The sequence below is a fragment of the Paenibacillus sp. FSL K6-2393 genome, assembly GCF_038002545.1.
GTDB lineage: Bacteria > Bacillota > Bacilli > Paenibacillales > Paenibacillaceae > Paenibacillus.
This window is the reverse complement of record NZ_JBBOCU010000001.1, coordinates 3,846,669-3,861,882: the sequence shown is the minus strand read 5'-3', so window position 1 is coordinate 3,861,882 and position 15,214 is coordinate 3,846,669. Positions and strand designations below refer to the sequence as shown.

The following is a 15,214-nucleotide window of genomic DNA, read 5'->3' as shown; positions in this document are numbered from 1 at the left end:
TATGATTCGTCGTTTTTTTTCGTATTATCGTCCCTATAAAAAACTGTTTTTGATTGATTTTGGATGCGCTGTACTCGCAGGGCTTCTGGAGTTGGCTTTCCCCCTTGCCGTCAGCAAATTCATTAATGAATTGTTGCCAGGTCAGGATTGGCCTCTTATTTTGCTTGCCTGTATTGTGTTGTTATCCATCTATGCACTTAATACCGTATTGAACTATGTCGTTACATACTGGGGACATATGCTTGGCATTAATATTGAGACCAACATGCGTGAGAAGATGTTCGCTCACTTGCAGAAGCTGTCCTTCCGTTTCTTTGATAATCGTAAAACAGGCCACTTAATTGGTCATCTTACGAATGATCTGAATGATATCGGCGAGGTTGCTCACCATGGACCTGAAGATGTATTCATCGCAGTAATGACATTAATCGGATCGTTCTGGCTGATGGCTAACATTAATCTTGAGCTTGCGCTGCTTACCTTTATCATTATCCCAATTATGGCTTGGGTCATTATCGTATTTGGCGGGCGGATGACGAAAACGTATCGGCGACTTTTCGGAGACGTCGGCAATTTCAATGCACGCATTGAAGATAACGTTGGTGGCATGCGTGTTGTGCAATCGTTCGCCAACGAAGAACATGAGAAAGAACTTTTTGCGGTGGATAATCAGAATTTCCGTAAAACCAAACTGCTTGCCTACAAAACGATGGCGAAAAGTATCTCGGTCAGTTATATGATGATGCGACTGGTTACGGTGTTTGTCATGATCAGCGGGGCTTGGTTTTATATCGATGGCAGAATCAATATGGGTGACTTTATGGCCTTCCTGCTGTTATCCAATATCTTCTTCCGTCCGATTGAGAAAATCAATGCCGTCATTGAAAGTTATCCAAAGGGCATCGCTGGTTTCAAGCGGTATCTGGAGATCATTGATACAGAACCTGAAATTGCGGATAGCAAAAACGCCGTTGAATTCGAAAGTGTGAAAGGTGATATTCGCTTTGAGAACGTCTCGTTCGGATATGAATCCAGTCGGCGTATTCTGAGTGATATCAGTCTGTCTGTTCGACCAGGGGAAACCGTTGCTTTTGTTGGTCCTTCGGGTGCAGGCAAGACGACGATCTGCAGCCTGCTTCCCCGATTCTATGAGGTAGAAGAGGGACGTATCACTGTAGATGGCGTCGACATTCGTAACGTTAAGCTTCAATCCTTGCGCAAGCATATCGGAATCGTTCAACAGGATGTATTTTTGTTCTCGGGTACCATTAAGGAGAATATTGCTTATGGGGATTTGAGTGCAACGGATGAACAAATCTGGGATGCCGCCCGTCGTGCCTCATTGGAGGAACTGATCCTCACGTTGCCTGATGGCATGGATACCATTATTGGTGAACGTGGTGTTAAACTGTCGGGAGGGCAAAAACAGCGTTTGTCCATCGCACGGATGTTTTTGAAAAACCCGCCCATTCTTATTCTGGATGAGGCAACCTCTGCGCTGGATACGGAAACGGAAGCACTGATCCAGCAATCACTCGCTGAATTGTCGGTGGGCAGAACAACACTTGTGATTGCACACAGACTGACAACTATCAAGAATGCAGATCGAATCATCGTAGTAAACACAGATGGTATCGCTGAGCAGGGCAACCATGAGGAATTGGTCGCCGCTGGAGGGATATACAGCCGTCTTCATCAGGTGCAATATAGTCACTCTTAATCCATATAAATTGAATTTACATTGGCCACTCCGATGACAGAACAACCTTCCGATCGCTGTTATCCCCAGATTTTTTTATTCCTCTTATCTAAAGGGGAAATCCGGGGATAAAGGCGAACGCTTCGCTTCTTCAGGTTCTTTCTGTCCTCTCCGTTTTATGTAAATGTTTAGTCAATTTATATAGAAACTTAAGCAGCTGACTAAGTATCTGGATCAAGTATCTAAATGAAGTAAACCTTGCCGCGCATATGCGCGGTTTCTTTTATTGATAGGATATTAAAAATGAAGTTATCAAATGCTATGCAAAAGATAATGTTGACAACGTCCACTAACGTGATTATTATAATGTTGACAATGTCCACTAAAAAGGAGGGTTTGACATCAACTCTCAGTACATAAATCCAGATATACTGGCTGACATGCGACGTTTTAACCGTTTTTATACCAACATACTCGGTGTACTCGACAAGCATATTCTCGGAACAGGGTATTCCTTTGCAGAAGTCCGGGTCATTATTGAGATTGGAATTCGGGGAGAGAGCATTGCGAACAATCTGGTAGATACACTGACCATTGATCGCAGTTACATGAGCCGAATTGTGAACAAGCTGTCCAAGGAAGGACTGCTGGTGAAAGTGGATTCTGCTGCCGACAGCCGGGTCAGTCTTATTCGTCTGACAGCCAAGGGTGAGGAACTGTATGCCCAATTGAATGATCGATCCGATCAACAGATCCTGAAGCTGATGCAAGAATTGAATGAAGAAGAGATTCAAGAGGTATACACCTCCATGATGAACATACAAGAGAAGTTGAACAAGAAGGCAGGAGAGACAACACGATGATACGATTTGAATGTGATTATAACGAAGGTGCGCATGAACGAATTTTACAAAGACTGATGGAAACCAACATGGAACAGACGAGCGGGTATGGCACGGATGAGCATTGTGAACGGGCGAGGATGCTTATTCGTCAGGCATGTGACAATGAGCACGCTGATGTTCATTTCCTGGTTGGCGGTACACAGACAAATACAACGGTGATTGCATCTATTTTGCGTCCATATCAAGGAGTGATTGCTGCGACATCGGGACACATTGCGGTTCATGAGACGGGAGCTATTGAAGCTACGGGACATAAGGTGCTCACAGTTCCAAGCGAGGACGGAAAGATCACGCCTGAGCAGGTTAGAGCAGTCTATGATGCGCACATGAATGAATCGTCGCCGGAACACTGTGTTCAACCAGGAATGGTCTACATTTCCCAACCAACGGAGAATGGAACGATGTACAGCAAGGCAGAACTGCAAGCATTGCATACAGTGAGCAGAGCATGTGGTCTTCCGTTTTTCGTGGATGGAGCACGTCTTGGATATGCACTCGCTTCACGCGATTGCGATATGACACTTGCTGACCTTGCACGCTTGTGTGATGTATTTTACATCGGGGGAACCAAGATTGGCGCATTGATGGGAGAGGCGGTTGTCATCCTGAATGATGCACTGAAACCAGATTTTCGTTATATGATCAAACAAAAAGGTGGCCTGCTTGCCAAAGGCAGATTGCTGGGAATCCAATTTGAAACGTTGTTCGAAGATGGTCTTTACCTCGACATTTCTCGCCATGCCGTAGATATGGCCTTGAGAATTCATGACTCACTTGAACAGCAGGGGGTACGCTTCCTGTACGATTCACCAACCAACCAGCAGTTTCCGATTCTGCCTGATCGTTTGCTTGAGAAATTACGCAGCGGTTATACCTTCTCCTTCTGGGAAAAAGTTGACGATACACACAGTGCGGTGCGGTTCTGCACCAGCTGGGCAACTCGTCAAGAGAATGTGGATGCACTGACTCGTGATATCACTCAATTATTGTACGAAGAGATCCACGTGCCAGAACGGGTCGAAGCATTGGTCTAATCTTGTTCAAAAATGAAGGAGAACAGTTCCGATTTCCTTCTCATAAATACGAGTATTTGAATAATCCAAAAGCAATTACGCAGAATTCTGATACTGAAAAAGGACAACCCGTTGTGGTTGTCCTTTTTTGGTTTGTCTTTTTGTGAGATAGGCAGTATATACTCGGTTACTCACTCAAGGCCATGTCGTATTTCTCTTTCAGCCGTCGGATATCGGCTCTTGGCGGCGCACCGAACATGCGTGCATATTCGCGGCTAAATTGGGAAGCACTCTCGTAACCAACCCGGAACGCTACATCTGCCGCATCTGCAGATTCGGCCATCAGAAGTCGCCGGGCTTCCTGTAATCTTAATTGTTTCTGGAATTGTAATGGGCTCATAGCTGTAATCTCTTTGAAGTGACGATGGAATGAAGAGACGCTCATACTGGCGGTCTCAGCCAGATCTTCAATGCGAAATGGCTGTTCCCAATGATGAACGATGTACTCAATCGCTTCTCTGATCCGATAAGTGCTGCTACCTTCAACCGCAATCTGCGCCAGTTCTCCTCCGTAAGGCCCTTGAAGGAGGCGGAACAGGATTTCTTTAACGTACAACGGAGCCAGAAACGGAATCTCTCCCGGCGTATCCAGCAAACGAACAAGTCGGAGTACAGCGTCCTGAATGGACGATTCCATCTGACCTACAAACATGGCTCGTCTGGCGTTTTCGTTGAATGTTACCTTGATATTGCATTCGTTAAGTACTTCGAGAATTTGGTTCGGTGTGAATTCGAGCTTGAGACTTAAGTAGGGTGCATCAGCGGATGCCTTGATAATCTGCCCGATGACCGGGAGATTCATGGAAGCAATCAGGTAATTGGAAGGTCCATATTCATAACGCTCCTGTGCGAGCAATACTTCTTTCAACCCTTGAACAATCACACATAATGAAGGTTTATACACTCTGTATGCGGGTTCACTAATCTTGGAATGGTGATAGACAAACAAGGAAGGAACCGCCGTTTCCATTGCACCGTTATGATTGGAATGGCGTTCGATCAGGTCACTCAATTCCTGTTTTGGTAGAAATAATTCTTCGGTCATACGTATCCTCCTCACGGATTTAACCTACTTAAATTATAAAGCTTACCGTACAGAACCAAAAGGGGGCCTGAGAGGATCAGGCAATCAATTAAGACGATTGATATACCGCTTGCAGCCCATGACTCGGCATACTAAGAGTATGTTAACAGAGCCAAGCGATTAAAGTTTATTCGAAAAGTTGGGTGAGTAAGGTGATGAAGTGGTTATCAAACCATGTGAGGCAAATATTGATTGACAGGCTCGAATCACAGATCAAGTTCGAAGAAAATTCCGTACATCGAGAGATATACTTCACATGCTGGTTAGAGCTAGTTACCGAAGAGGTCGAGACAACATCCATTCACAGAACAAATTGAAGGAGAGTGTGAAATATGGAATATGTGAAATTAGGACGTACCGGTCTGGATGTCTCCAGATTATGTCTAGGTTGCATGAGTTACGGTGTACCGGAACGCGGAATGGCTCCATGGTCCCTGAATGAAGAGCAGAGTCGACCGTTCATCCAGAAGGCGTTGGATGCTGGTATTAATTTCTTCGATACGGCCAATATCTATTCGGATGGAACCAGTGAGGAAATTGTTGGACGTGCATTGAAGGACTTTGCGCGTCGGGATGAGATTGTCCTGGCGACCAAAATTCACCATCTGGAGGATGCAATGGCAGCCCTTACGGTGAAGCTGACTGTGGAAGAGATCGGTTTCCTCGAAGAAGTGTATGTACCGCATCCGGTAACAGGCATTCTCAGTTGATCCGAATTCTTAATGTTAAAGTCGCCATTCGGCGGCTTTTTTTATAGTTATCTGATGAGTGAATTGACAGTTCTCTTATATTAAAGTTATTATAGATACATTAGATCCTTAATTGAAAAAGGAGATTATATTCTATGAATAACGGACATTCATCCGGTCAAGCGAACGAATCATGGAGTGGTCATTCCGCTCCTTTTGCAACGTTACAGGAAACACCTATCTTATCCCTGCTCCAGCCATCCCAAGGTGAACGTATTCTTGATGTGGGTTGTGGCAATGGGGATCTGACAGCCAAAATTGCAGCCGCAGGAGCGCTGCCAACAGGTATAGATTTTTCAGAAGTGACGATTAGGCAAGCTAAACAGAAATACCCTGATATGAATATTCAAGTCGAAAATGCTTGTCATTATCGGACAGAAGAAACGTTTGATGCGGTCTTCTCTCATGCCGTTCTGCATTGGATAAAGGATGCTCCAGCTGTAGTACAATCCATACAGTTAGCGCTCAAGACGGGAGGACGATTCGTGGCTGAGTTTGCTGGAAGTGGCAACACGGCTATATTAATAACAGCGGTAAGGGAAGAACTGAATGCCCGTGGATACAAATGGGAAGGACGGAATCCATGGTATCACCCGACCATTGGCGAATATGCTAATCTACTAGAACAACACGGATTTCGAGTTCGTCTGGCGCAGCACGTTGACCAATTTACCCCGTTTAAGCCAGGTGTCAGAAAGTGGTTGACCAGCTTCGCGGAGTATTTATTCAGTGGTATCACACCTGCGGAACAGGATGTTATTATGGAAGCTGTCGAGAAAAGAGTGCGGCCACAACTGATGAGGGATGGACAGTGGTATCTGGACAGAAGCCGACTGCGAGTTGTAGCTATTAAAGAATAGGGGAATACGGGATGAAAATGGACAAACCCAAGATTCAGGAGCAGTTGCTCGAACCGGAAACGATTGCATTCCTGGAATCCAAAGTGGAGTACAAACACAAACTGATCGAGAACATTACATTGGATCAACAGGAAGCGAGTAAGGTTTCCTTTGAAAATGTTGTATTTAGACATGTGACAATCTCGGAGTCTACCTTGGAACAATTCGAATTCACCGATGTCCGGTTCGAACACTGCGACTTCTCCAATGTCAACCTCTCTAGTGCCTTCATGCATCGGATCGAATGGCATAACTGCAAGTTTGTCGGAACTGATTTTTCCAATAGTCGATTGCAAAATGTCAGTTTCCTTCATGGTCTAGGTGACTACAGCAACTTCCGTTTTGCCCATCTGAAACAGGTCTCCTTCTCGGAATGTGCCTTGATTGGTGCGGACTTTGCCTATCTGGCACTGCAAAAAATGGAGTTCAGTCAATGTAACATCGACCAAACTTCCTTAACGGGGACCAAAATGAAGGATTTGGATCTTAGCGATTGCGAATTTGACTCCTTGGTGCTGACCATGGAAGATCTCCACGGTTGTGTGATTTCACCACATCAAGCCGCCACATTTGTAGGATTAATGGGTTTGATTATCAAATAAATAACATGATCATAATATCAGGGTTGCCAAGATAGTGGAAGTGTGTATAATTGGAGACACATTAGAATAAAAACAGGTTTTCTAGGGTTCCGCGATGGATGTGTCGGTCTGGTCCGAGAGAAAACCCGCAACCTGTTGGTTGTGCCACGGAGGGATAAAAGCCTGGGAGATGAACTGCTACATGCAGTTTGTTTCCCGGGCTTTTTTTGTTTTTACGCTAATGTACCCATACTAGGTGTAAAAAAATGAATCAGAGAAAGGGAGTAGCAGGAATGAATAAAACGTGGATGTCAGTTGTGATTGCTGCATTGTTTGAAGTGGGTTGGGTCATTGGATTGAAACATGCCAGTGGTCTGCTGGAATGGGGGTTTACGTTGGTTGCAATTATCATTAGCTTCTCCTTGATGATTGCAGCTTCGCGGACACTGCCTGTGGGAACCGTGTATGCAGTATTTGTTGGCCTGGGTACCGCAGGTACAGTGCTTGCAGAGATTTTTCTGTTTAATGCACCTATCCAAACCGGAAAAATGGTACTCATTGGTGTACTTTTACTCGGCGTAATCGGGCTTAAAATGCTGAGCAAAGAGAAGAATAAGGAGGTGCAGCTATAATGAACTGGGTATTTCTTATCTTGGCAGGGGTATTTGAGATGATCGGAGTGCTGATGATAAACAAGTTGCACAAAGACCGTAATCTCATTTCACTGGTTCTATTGGTAGCCGGGTTTGGATTGAGTTTCCTGTTCCTGTCCCTTGCGATGGAAACTCTTCCGATGGGGACAGCATATGCGGTATGGACGGGAATCGGAGCTTCCGGCGGTGCTATTCTTGGCATGGTGTTTTACGGAGAACCTCGAAATGCCCTAAGAATTCTGTTTATCGCTATGGTGCTTGGATCGGCAGTCGGTCTTAAATTGGTCAGTTAAACAAATTGATATTAAAAAGATAATGTACAGATTACGTTTTTAATGGTATCCTTATACGTTACGTGTGAAATAAAAGATGCGTCTTATTGATAGATGTGCGTAAATGAAGGAGACAACATGACATTTAAGGACTTAAATATTATCCCCTCTATTATGGAAGGGTTAAGCAAAGCAAATTATACTAATCCTACCCCTATACAGGAACAGGCCATACCAGCTGTATTAGCTGGCAGAGATCTGCTGGGATGTGCACAGACAGGAACAGGCAAGACAGCAGCATTCTCGGTGCCGATCATTCAATTATTAAGCGAAAGATCCAAAGGACCCAAGTCCGCACGACATATTCGCTCATTAATTTTGACACCAACACGAGAACTGGCTATTCAGATCGCGGATAACATCAAGGTATATAGCCGGTATACGGACATTCGTTGTACGGCAATCGTTGGCGGCGTTTCGCAAAAAGTACAAGAGCGTGCGCTGAATCAAGGTGCAGATATTATTATCGCAACACCTGGCAGATTGAACGATCTGATTAATCAGAAACGTATTGATCTGAAGATGGTTGAGATTCTTGTTCTGGATGAAGCAGACCGGATGTTGGACATGGGCTTCATTCATGATGTGAAAAGAATTATTGCCAAAATGCCGAACAAAAAGCAGACGCTGTTCTTCTCAGCTACAATGCCTCCTGAAATCACCAAAATGGTTAAAACCCTGCTGGTTGATCCAGTCAAAGTAGAAATCACACCGGTATCTTCAACAGTAGACCGCATTGAGCAGTCTATATATTTGCTGGAGAACGGCAAGAAGCAACATATGTTGAACCAAATTTTGGAGGATAAATCCATCGTCACGGCATTGGTGTTCACACGCACGAAGCGCGGCGCTGACCGGGTTACACGTGATTTGGCCAAAGTGAACGTTACGGCACAGGCTATTCATGGCAACAAGTCTCAGAACGAGAGACAACGGGCACTGAACAACTTCAAGAGTGGTGCAACACGTGTATTAGTTGCGACGGATATCGCGGCAAGAGGAATTGACGTGGAGGAACTGTCACATGTCATTAACTTTAACCTGCCTAACATCCCGGAAACGTATGTTCACCGTATTGGCCGTACAGGTCGAGCTGGCAAAAGCGGGATGGCAATTTCGTTCTGTGAGAAGGATGAACTTCCATTCCTGAAGGATATCGAGAAAGTAATCAAAAAGACGATTCCTGAAGTGAAAGGTCATCCGTATCCAATGACAGGTGTACCTGTGTTTGATAAAACCAGCAAAGCAGCAGGCAGTAAACCTTCGTTCAACAAATCGGCTGCAGGCAAACCGGCGAAGTCCAAAGCTAACCCGGCGCGCAAGCCCAAATCCGAATGGTTTGCCAAGAGTGGTAAATCAAACAGTAGTCGTTCAAACGACGGTAGACCGAATAGCAGTAGATCAAACAGCAGTAGCAGTAAATCAAACCATGGCTCCTTCAGCCGCAGCAGCAAAACTAGGAATGATAGAGCCAATTAAGATCTAAATAAATCCAGATAAAACCTTCTCCATTGATATGGAGGAGGTTTTATTATGTGCTTTTATGTGCAACAAGCTTATTTACATACGAACTTACATTCGGTATCATTATATCGTCCACTGGTGAAAGGGAGGTACTGACTTGAAGGATACGATGATTGAATACAGTTTGAAGAAGAAAGGTGCGACCAAGGATTATCCATTTGGGCCTGATCCAGTCGCGATTAAGGTTGCGGGTAAGATGTTCGCGCTTATTTTTGAAAACAAAGAAAAGCACGGTCTCTTAAACTTAAAATGTGATCCCATTATTGCAGAGAACCTGAGAGAGCAGCATGAAGCAGTTCAACCGGGATATCATATGAACAAAAAACACTGGAATACCATTACGCTGGATGGTTCATTGTCCGATGAGGATGTCTACGTCATGATCGATCACTCGTATGATATGGTTGTCCAATCCCTTCCGAAAAGGATTCGGGAATCTCTGGCCGAATCGTGAGACATTTCTATTTGATTTAACACACATTTATGTATCGTATAAAGGACGTGCCGAGCTTCGCTAATAAGGTAAGAAAGAAGAAATATATATTATGAGGTATGTAAAAAAGCCACTGGTCTGCTGGCCAAGTAGATTGAATATCATATGGAAATGAAGACATACATGAAGTCCGTGTGGGACCGTTACCTTGGAAATAAACAAGATCGAACAGCCATGATCAACGTTGTATCCCTTGTTATCAATGCTTTGATCGGAATAGGCAAGTTAATCCTGGGAATATATCTGCTTTCCGGATGGTTCATTACAAATGCGGTATATTATCTGATTCTGTGTGTAGCCAAAGGACAGGTGCTTCAAAAATATAAAGTTGCCAAAAGGATGAAGTCTCCAAAGGAAAGATATACATTAGAGCTTACGGTCTATAAGCGCGGTGGTCTTTTCCTGTGTTTTCTGGGCATGTCCTATTCACTGGTCTGCCTGCGAATGTATCTAATCGGCGATGCCTTCATATATGAGGGTAACATCGTGTATATCGTATCTACAGTGGCTTTTACCAAGCTGGTTTTTGCCGTGTATGGTACCTGGGCGAACCGTCATCTCCATAACCCGATCATATCTACATTAAAAATGATTAACTTCACCGATGCGATGGTATCCATCGTGGTGACCCAAGCGACATTACTTACCATGCAAGGCTCACCTCTTGCATTAAAAACCAGTAGCTTGTTTGGCATGGGGTGCAGCATTTTATTTTGTTTGATGGGGGTCTGGATGATGTTCCAGAAAAAACAGGAAACAAGCACGGACCCAAACCGATCTCCTGGCACTGAATGTTAACATTGAAGCATTAAGAGCAGGGGAAGGTAATTTTGGTCCACGTTTGAGCATGTTGATCAATACATATCGAATGAATTGCACATGACGGAATAGACGAATGTCATCTATACTTAAGTGACAACGGAAGTAGGCGTATTGGCAATCCACTAAAGGAGTGATATCTATGGATCAACAACAACAACTGGAAATGGTACAACGTATGCGTCAAAATGTCGTCGGTACAGGTGCAGCTCTTCAACCCAGTTCCACGTATGCTGTTACAGTAGAAGATGTCATGATCCCTACGACCAAAGGTGATACGCGTGTACTCGTGTATACACCGGATAGGGAACATACCGCACCTATGCCGGTCTTCTTCAATATGCATGGGGGTGGTTTCATCTTGGGACAAGCAGAGATGGATGATCCATGGTGTCGCCTGATCGCTGATCGTGCTGATTGTGTGGTCGTTAATATCGATTACAGTCTTGCACCGGAGCACAAGTTCCCAACGGCAGTCCATGAATGTTACGACGTTGTACAGTGGGTCCATGGCAATCCGGAATCCTTCTCGGTGAACCCATCTCTATTCGCCATTGGTGGGCATAGTGCTGGTGGTAATCTTGCGGCAGCAGTGTGTTTACTGAACCAGCAAAGTGGTAGCGAGCTGCCAATTGTTCTGCAAGTTATGGATTATGCCGTATTGGATGTGGCTACAGATCCGGCCGAGAAACCGAGTTTTGAAGAAGCCATTCCAGCCGAGATCGCCAGAACGTTTAATGCCATGTACCTTGAAACGCCAGAAGATGCGCAAGACCCGTTGGCTTCACCTGTGCTCGCAACATCATTGCAGGGTCTCCCGGAAGCATTGATTATTACCGCGGAGAAAGATTCACTGGCCCAAGAAGCAAGAACATATGCAGCAAGGCTGGAAGCAAGCGGTGTTAAGGTGACTCTTAAGGAGTACGAGGGAGCCGCTCACGGATTTACGCATTTTGGCGATCTCCAGATGGCTGAGGATGCCTGGTACCGGATGAGTGACAAGATCAGAGAAGCATTTTCCAAATAACGTACATCAGAACGACGTTGAGAAGTGGTTAGAAATTATTTGAGAAAGTTATTTAAAAAGATACCTTGAAGTCGCCTAATGGCGGCTTTTTTTCATTCATTGGTGTGACTGCTTCAATGGCTTGATGAAACCAAGCTTCTGAGCTTGAGGATGTGTTAATAAACTGGATTAGGAGCCTTATTGAGATTATAACGATATCGTTAAGGGTAAGAGTTGTTAAATTAGAGGAAATAATGACCAATACCAGGAGGTTTATTATGAACCAATATAACAGTCCATCCGATATCGCGATTCTTGGCATGGGAACGGCTCTACCTGCTCACCCCGTAGCGCAGTCAGATATTGCAGAACTAATCGCTTCTTCTCTTCAGGATCGGCCAGATTTGGCCCGTTTTGCCAGACGAATATTCAAGTCCTGTGGTGTTGAAACACGATATACCGTGGAACCGAGCTATCTGGGTTCACTGGAAGAATGCCGTTATCTGCCCTCTGGTGAGCGATCAGACATCCCGACAACCGAAGAACGAATGAATACATACAAGCGAGAGGCGCTTCCACTCGGAATTGAGGCGGCAGAGAAAGCCCTGGAGGATTCTTGCGTATCTCCAAAGAGTATCACGCATATCATCACGGTCAGCTGCACCGGTCAATATCTGCCGGGTCTTGATGTTATGCTCATCCGTCATTTGGGTTTGTCTGCTCGAGTTAATCGACTGCCGCTGATCTTTCAGGGGTGTGCGGCAGGGTTGAAAGCCATTCAGATGGCACGAGATGTCGTGCAGGGAGCTCCCGGATCACAGGTCCTTGTGGTCTGTGTAGAGTTGTGCACCATTCATTTTCAGCCCGTACAAGATCGGGAAGCGCTGTTTGCAGCTTCATTCTTCGGAGACGCTGCTTCTTCTTGTGTAGTGGGCACACCAGAATCTCAGCACAAGAATGTTCTGAGTCTGGGAACGGGTTATTCTGTGCTTCTTCCGGATTCGACTGAAGATATGACCTGGGAGGTGGGGAATCTGGGGTATGACCTGTATCTATCCCCTCGTATTCCAAAGCTGCTCGCTGTTTATCTGGAAGAGGAACTGGGTCTCTTATTGCAAAGTGAACAGCTTCCTGAACTGTGGGCCATTCATCCGGGAGGACGTGGGATTGTGGACTCTGTGCAGAATGTAATGAAACTGCGAGACGAGCAAACAAAGTATAGCAGGGATGTCCTCAGAACGTATGGTAACTTATCTTCCAATACCATTCTGTTTGTACTGAACGCGATGCGTGAGGACATGAAGGCACAGGTTCAATCCTCTACAGATGGTGTAGCCATGGCATTTGGACCGGGACTCACCGCAGAGTTGATGAAATTCACTTATGTACCCTCATTATCTTCAGTGATGGAGGAGCACGATCATGTCCTTTTTTAGAACATTGTCCATTCGAGCCAAGGAAGATGAACTGATGGATGATTTCTCTCTGGGAGGGGAGGAGCTGCGTGAAGCGCTTAGACATCTGAGACGTCTTAACAAAATATTTGCAGCACCTGGCCCAACTCTGGCTGGTGTAGAGAAGTTGTGGAACTCGGTCGGCAGGCCGGATAAGCTGACTCTACTGGATGTGGGGGCAGGTTCAGGAGATGTGAACCAGAAACTACTGCAATGGGCAGATCGTCAGGGTGTTCAGTTGGAAATTACGCTGGTTGATCTGACGGAAGAAGCGTGTGAGGAAGCGAGACAACTATTCCGTGACGAACCCCGAGTCCGGGTACAACGTGCCGATCTTACACAACTGCCGGATGCTTCAGCAGATATTGTGACAGGTTCCCAGTTCGTGCATCATTTTGACGGAGATCAGCTGGTTGATATGGTTTCTCATATGCTGCGAGCATCCAGATACGGTGTCGTCATTAATGATATTCACCGCCACCCCGTATCCTATAAGGCGGTCTGGATTACTACACGGATGATCTCGCGCAATCGTTATATTCGTCATGATGGGCCTCTTTCCGTAGCCAAAGGTTTTACAGGGAGGGATTGGAAGGAACTTAAACAACGGCTAAATCATGATACGATGACCTATGAATGGAAGCCATTATTCCGTTACTCTGTTGTTATTCCCACGAAAGGCAGGTGATCTTACGTGTCGAAATCGATAGATGTGATTGTCATCGGAGCCGGAATTGCCGGCAGTACATGTGCAATGCAACTGGCAGGGAAAGGACATCGGACCCTTTTGCTGGATCGCCAGGAGTTCCCGCGACACAAAACCTGCGGTGAGTTCATGTCACCCGAAACCAAGGAGATGTTAGAAGTTCTGGATATTCACCTTCTGGACCGGTCGAAGAAACCCAGCACCATGGATCATGCCAAAATCGTTATGCCACAAGGCGGAGTGATCGAAGCACCGCTGCCGGGATTTGCATATGGAATAAGTCGATATGAGCTGGACCAGATTTTGCATCAGAAGGCTCTGGAGGCCGGAGCCCAGATTGTGACCAAAGCGACCATAACGAGCATCGAGCAGCTTGAGGATGCCAGTTATGAGGTTCAGGTGAAACAGGGAGATGAGCGGATCAGCTATAGAGCCAAAGCCGTCATCGGAGCACATGGGACCAAAAAGCCGCGCGGGATGGCTTCCGCACCTGATCTGCGGGACCAAACCGTATACGTTGGCGTTAAGTCCCACTTCAGCGGGATAGAGATTCCCGCACGGGTAGAGTTATATTTTTGCCAAGGTGGTTACGTGGGCATTTCCCCAATTGAGGATGGCATTGTGAATGTCGCTGCATTGTTGACATTGGATACGGTCCAGGGAAGTGGCAAGTCTGTAAACGATATTTTACAGGCGGCATCCCTGACAAACGTGAGTTTGGCAGCCCGTTTAGCCGAAGGAATGCCTGTAGATGGAACGCAAGTGTCGATTGCGCCCTTGCATCTGTCCAACGTTCCTGAGCCGTGGTCTAAATATCCGCATATTGGGGATGCCATGCTGATGATACCACCCTTATGTGGAGACGGAATGTCCATTGCCCTTCGCTCTTCACTCCTGTGTGCAAGGTGGACTGACAAGTACCTGCAAGGTGACATTGAACATGCCGATTGGCAGAGTAATTACACGCTGGAAGCAAGCCGGGAATTCACCCAATTGCTCAGACGCGCAAGAAGAATTCAAAAGCTGGCTTTTGCCAAAACCAATAAATTCTATCCCGGTCTGGCTCGGATGATCCCAGGTCTAGCCGCTTATGTTGTGAAGGCCACACGGTTATCCGAGATGAACGCAGCGCGCTAATAGGCTGAAACTTTGCTCAATACTTATGCAAAAGAGGTTGCTGACGGCGGCCTCTTTTTTGGTGTATAAACATTAATTTTGTCGAGACAGTTTGGAAATT

At 45.6% G+C, this 15,214-nt stretch carries 15 protein-coding genes, 1 pseudogene and 1 riboswitch; of the genes and pseudogenes, 15 read left to right on the top strand and 1 reads right to left on the bottom strand.

The window, feature by feature from the left end:
* Position 1: 1 nt before the first annotated feature.
* From MHI14_RS17005 to MHI14_RS16995, 3 genes are all read left to right on the top strand, one after another.
* Positions 2–1,720 (top strand): ABC transporter ATP-binding protein, encoded by a 1,719-nt coding sequence (locus MHI14_RS17005; protein ID WP_124114575.1) that lies wholly within the window; start codon positions 2–4, stop codon positions 1,718–1,720.
* Positions 1,721–2,139: 419 nt separating this feature from the next.
* Complete coding sequence (locus MHI14_RS17000; protein WP_036670809.1) at positions 2,140–2,562, top strand: MarR family winged helix-turn-helix transcriptional regulator; 423 nt, start codon at positions 2,140–2,142, stop codon at positions 2,560–2,562.
* On the top strand, positions 2,559–3,638 hold the full coding sequence (locus MHI14_RS16995; RefSeq protein WP_341130850.1) for a threonine aldolase family protein: 1,080 nt from the start codon (positions 2,559–2,561) through the stop codon (positions 3,636–3,638). The genes MHI14_RS17000 and MHI14_RS16995 overlap by 4 nt, the downstream gene beginning before the upstream one ends.
* Before the next feature lie 166 nt (positions 3,639–3,804).
* Here MHI14_RS16995 and MHI14_RS16990 read toward each other — a convergent pair whose 3' ends face one another.
* A complete protein-coding gene (locus tag MHI14_RS16990; protein ID WP_341130849.1) occupies positions 3,805–4,722 on the bottom strand; it encodes an AraC family transcriptional regulator in 918 nt (305 codons plus the stop codon).
* Positions 4,723–5,093: 371 nt separating this feature from the next.
* On the opposite strand from MHI14_RS16990, the pseudogene MHI14_RS16985 reads away from it, so the two are divergent.
* The 12 genes and pseudogenes from MHI14_RS16985 to MHI14_RS16930 all read left to right on the top strand — a co-directional run.
* Positions 5,094–5,366, top strand: a pseudogene (locus tag MHI14_RS16985) (aldo/keto reductase); the annotation flags it as partial.
* 239 nt (positions 5,367–5,605) lie between these two features.
* On the top strand, positions 5,606–6,370 hold the full coding sequence (locus tag MHI14_RS16980; protein ID WP_341130848.1) for a methyltransferase domain-containing protein: 765 nt from the start codon (positions 5,606–5,608) through the stop codon (positions 6,368–6,370).
* An 11-nt stretch (positions 6,371–6,381) separates the two neighbouring features.
* The gene (locus MHI14_RS16975; protein ID WP_341130847.1) at positions 6,382–7,011 is read left to right on the top strand and encodes a pentapeptide repeat-containing protein; all 630 of its coding nucleotides are present in this window, start codon (positions 6,382–6,384) and stop codon (positions 7,009–7,011) included.
* Between the two features lie 70 nt (positions 7,012–7,081).
* Positions 7,082–7,182, top strand: a riboswitch (guanidine-I (ykkC/yxkD leader).
* A 101-nt stretch (positions 7,183–7,283) separates the two neighbouring features.
* Entirely contained in the window at positions 7,284–7,622 is a 339-nt protein-coding gene (locus MHI14_RS16970; protein ID WP_133384669.1) for a DMT family transporter, read from the top strand.
* Positions 7,622–7,936 carry a DMT family transporter gene (locus tag MHI14_RS16965; RefSeq protein WP_091030808.1) on the top strand — a complete coding sequence of 105 codons (315 nt, stop codon included), beginning with the start codon at positions 7,622–7,624 and terminating at the stop codon, positions 7,934–7,936. Before MHI14_RS16970 ends, MHI14_RS16965 begins: the two co-directional genes overlap by 1 nt.
* Positions 7,937–8,053: 117 nt before the next feature.
* Positions 8,054–9,454 carry a DEAD/DEAH box helicase gene (locus MHI14_RS16960; RefSeq protein ID WP_091030807.1) on the top strand — a complete coding sequence of 467 codons (1,401 nt, stop codon included), beginning with the start codon at positions 8,054–8,056 and terminating at the stop codon, positions 9,452–9,454.
* A gap of 142 nt (positions 9,455–9,596) precedes the next feature.
* Positions 9,597–9,953 (top strand): MmcQ/YjbR family DNA-binding protein, encoded by a 357-nt coding sequence (locus MHI14_RS16955; RefSeq protein ID WP_341130846.1) that lies wholly within the window; start codon positions 9,597–9,599, stop codon positions 9,951–9,953.
* Between the two features lie 162 nt (positions 9,954–10,115).
* On the top strand, positions 10,116–10,790 hold the full coding sequence (locus tag MHI14_RS16950; protein WP_340967712.1) for a hypothetical protein: 675 nt from the start codon (positions 10,116–10,118) through the stop codon (positions 10,788–10,790).
* A 163-nt stretch (positions 10,791–10,953) separates the two neighbouring features.
* Positions 10,954–11,838, top strand: a complete 885-nt coding sequence (locus MHI14_RS16945; protein WP_341130845.1) for an alpha/beta hydrolase — start codon at positions 10,954–10,956, stop codon at positions 11,836–11,838.
* A gap of 257 nt (positions 11,839–12,095) precedes the next feature.
* Entirely contained in the window at positions 12,096–13,253 is a 1,158-nt protein-coding gene (locus tag MHI14_RS16940) for a type III polyketide synthase (protein WP_341130844.1), read from the top strand.
* The gene (locus MHI14_RS16935) at positions 13,240–13,959 is read left to right on the top strand and encodes a methyltransferase domain-containing protein (RefSeq protein ID WP_047842870.1); all 720 of its coding nucleotides are present in this window, start codon (positions 13,240–13,242) and stop codon (positions 13,957–13,959) included. Before MHI14_RS16940 ends, MHI14_RS16935 begins: the two co-directional genes overlap by 14 nt.
* Positions 13,960–13,965: 6 nt before the next feature.
* Positions 13,966–15,114, top strand: a complete 1,149-nt coding sequence (locus MHI14_RS16930; protein WP_341130843.1) for an NAD(P)/FAD-dependent oxidoreductase — start codon at positions 13,966–13,968, stop codon at positions 15,112–15,114.
* The last annotated feature ends 100 nt before the right edge of the window (positions 15,115–15,214 follow it).

What these genes read in the sequence shown, in the direction of transcription:
- MHI14_RS16975 (WP_341130847.1), top strand. Translation starts at nt 6,382, where the DNA reads ATGAAAATGGACAAACCCAAGATTCAGGAGCAGTTGCTCGAACCGGAA.
- MHI14_RS16940 (WP_341130844.1), top strand. Translation starts at nt 12,096, where the DNA reads ATGAACCAATATAACAGTCCATCCGATATCGCGATTCTTGGCATGGGA.
- MHI14_RS17000 (WP_036670809.1), top strand. Translation starts at nt 2,140, where the DNA reads ATGCGACGTTTTAACCGTTTTTATACCAACATACTCGGTGTACTCGAC.
- MHI14_RS16995 (WP_341130850.1), top strand. Translation starts at nt 2,559, where the DNA reads ATGATACGATTTGAATGTGATTATAACGAAGGTGCGCATGAACGAATT.
- MHI14_RS16960 (WP_091030807.1), top strand. Translation starts at nt 8,054, where the DNA reads ATGACATTTAAGGACTTAAATATTATCCCCTCTATTATGGAAGGGTTA.
- MHI14_RS16980 (WP_341130848.1), top strand. Translation starts at nt 5,606, where the DNA reads ATGAATAACGGACATTCATCCGGTCAAGCGAACGAATCATGGAGTGGT.
- MHI14_RS16935 (WP_047842870.1), top strand. Translation starts at nt 13,240, where the DNA reads ATGTCCTTTTTTAGAACATTGTCCATTCGAGCCAAGGAAGATGAACTG.
- MHI14_RS16965 (WP_091030808.1), top strand. Translation starts at nt 7,622, where the DNA reads ATGAACTGGGTATTTCTTATCTTGGCAGGGGTATTTGAGATGATCGGA.
- MHI14_RS16950 (WP_340967712.1), top strand. Translation starts at nt 10,116, where the DNA reads ATGAAGTCCGTGTGGGACCGTTACCTTGGAAATAAACAAGATCGAACA.
- MHI14_RS17005 (WP_124114575.1), top strand. Translation starts at nt 2, where the DNA reads ATGATTCGTCGTTTTTTTTCGTATTATCGTCCCTATAAAAAACTGTTT.
- MHI14_RS16970 (WP_133384669.1), top strand. Translation starts at nt 7,284, where the DNA reads ATGAATAAAACGTGGATGTCAGTTGTGATTGCTGCATTGTTTGAAGTG.
- MHI14_RS16990 (WP_341130849.1), bottom strand. Translation starts at nt 4,722, where the DNA reads ATGACCGAAGAATTATTTCTACCAAAACAGGAATTGAGTGACCTGATC.
- MHI14_RS16945 (WP_341130845.1), top strand. Translation starts at nt 10,954, where the DNA reads ATGGATCAACAACAACAACTGGAAATGGTACAACGTATGCGTCAAAAT.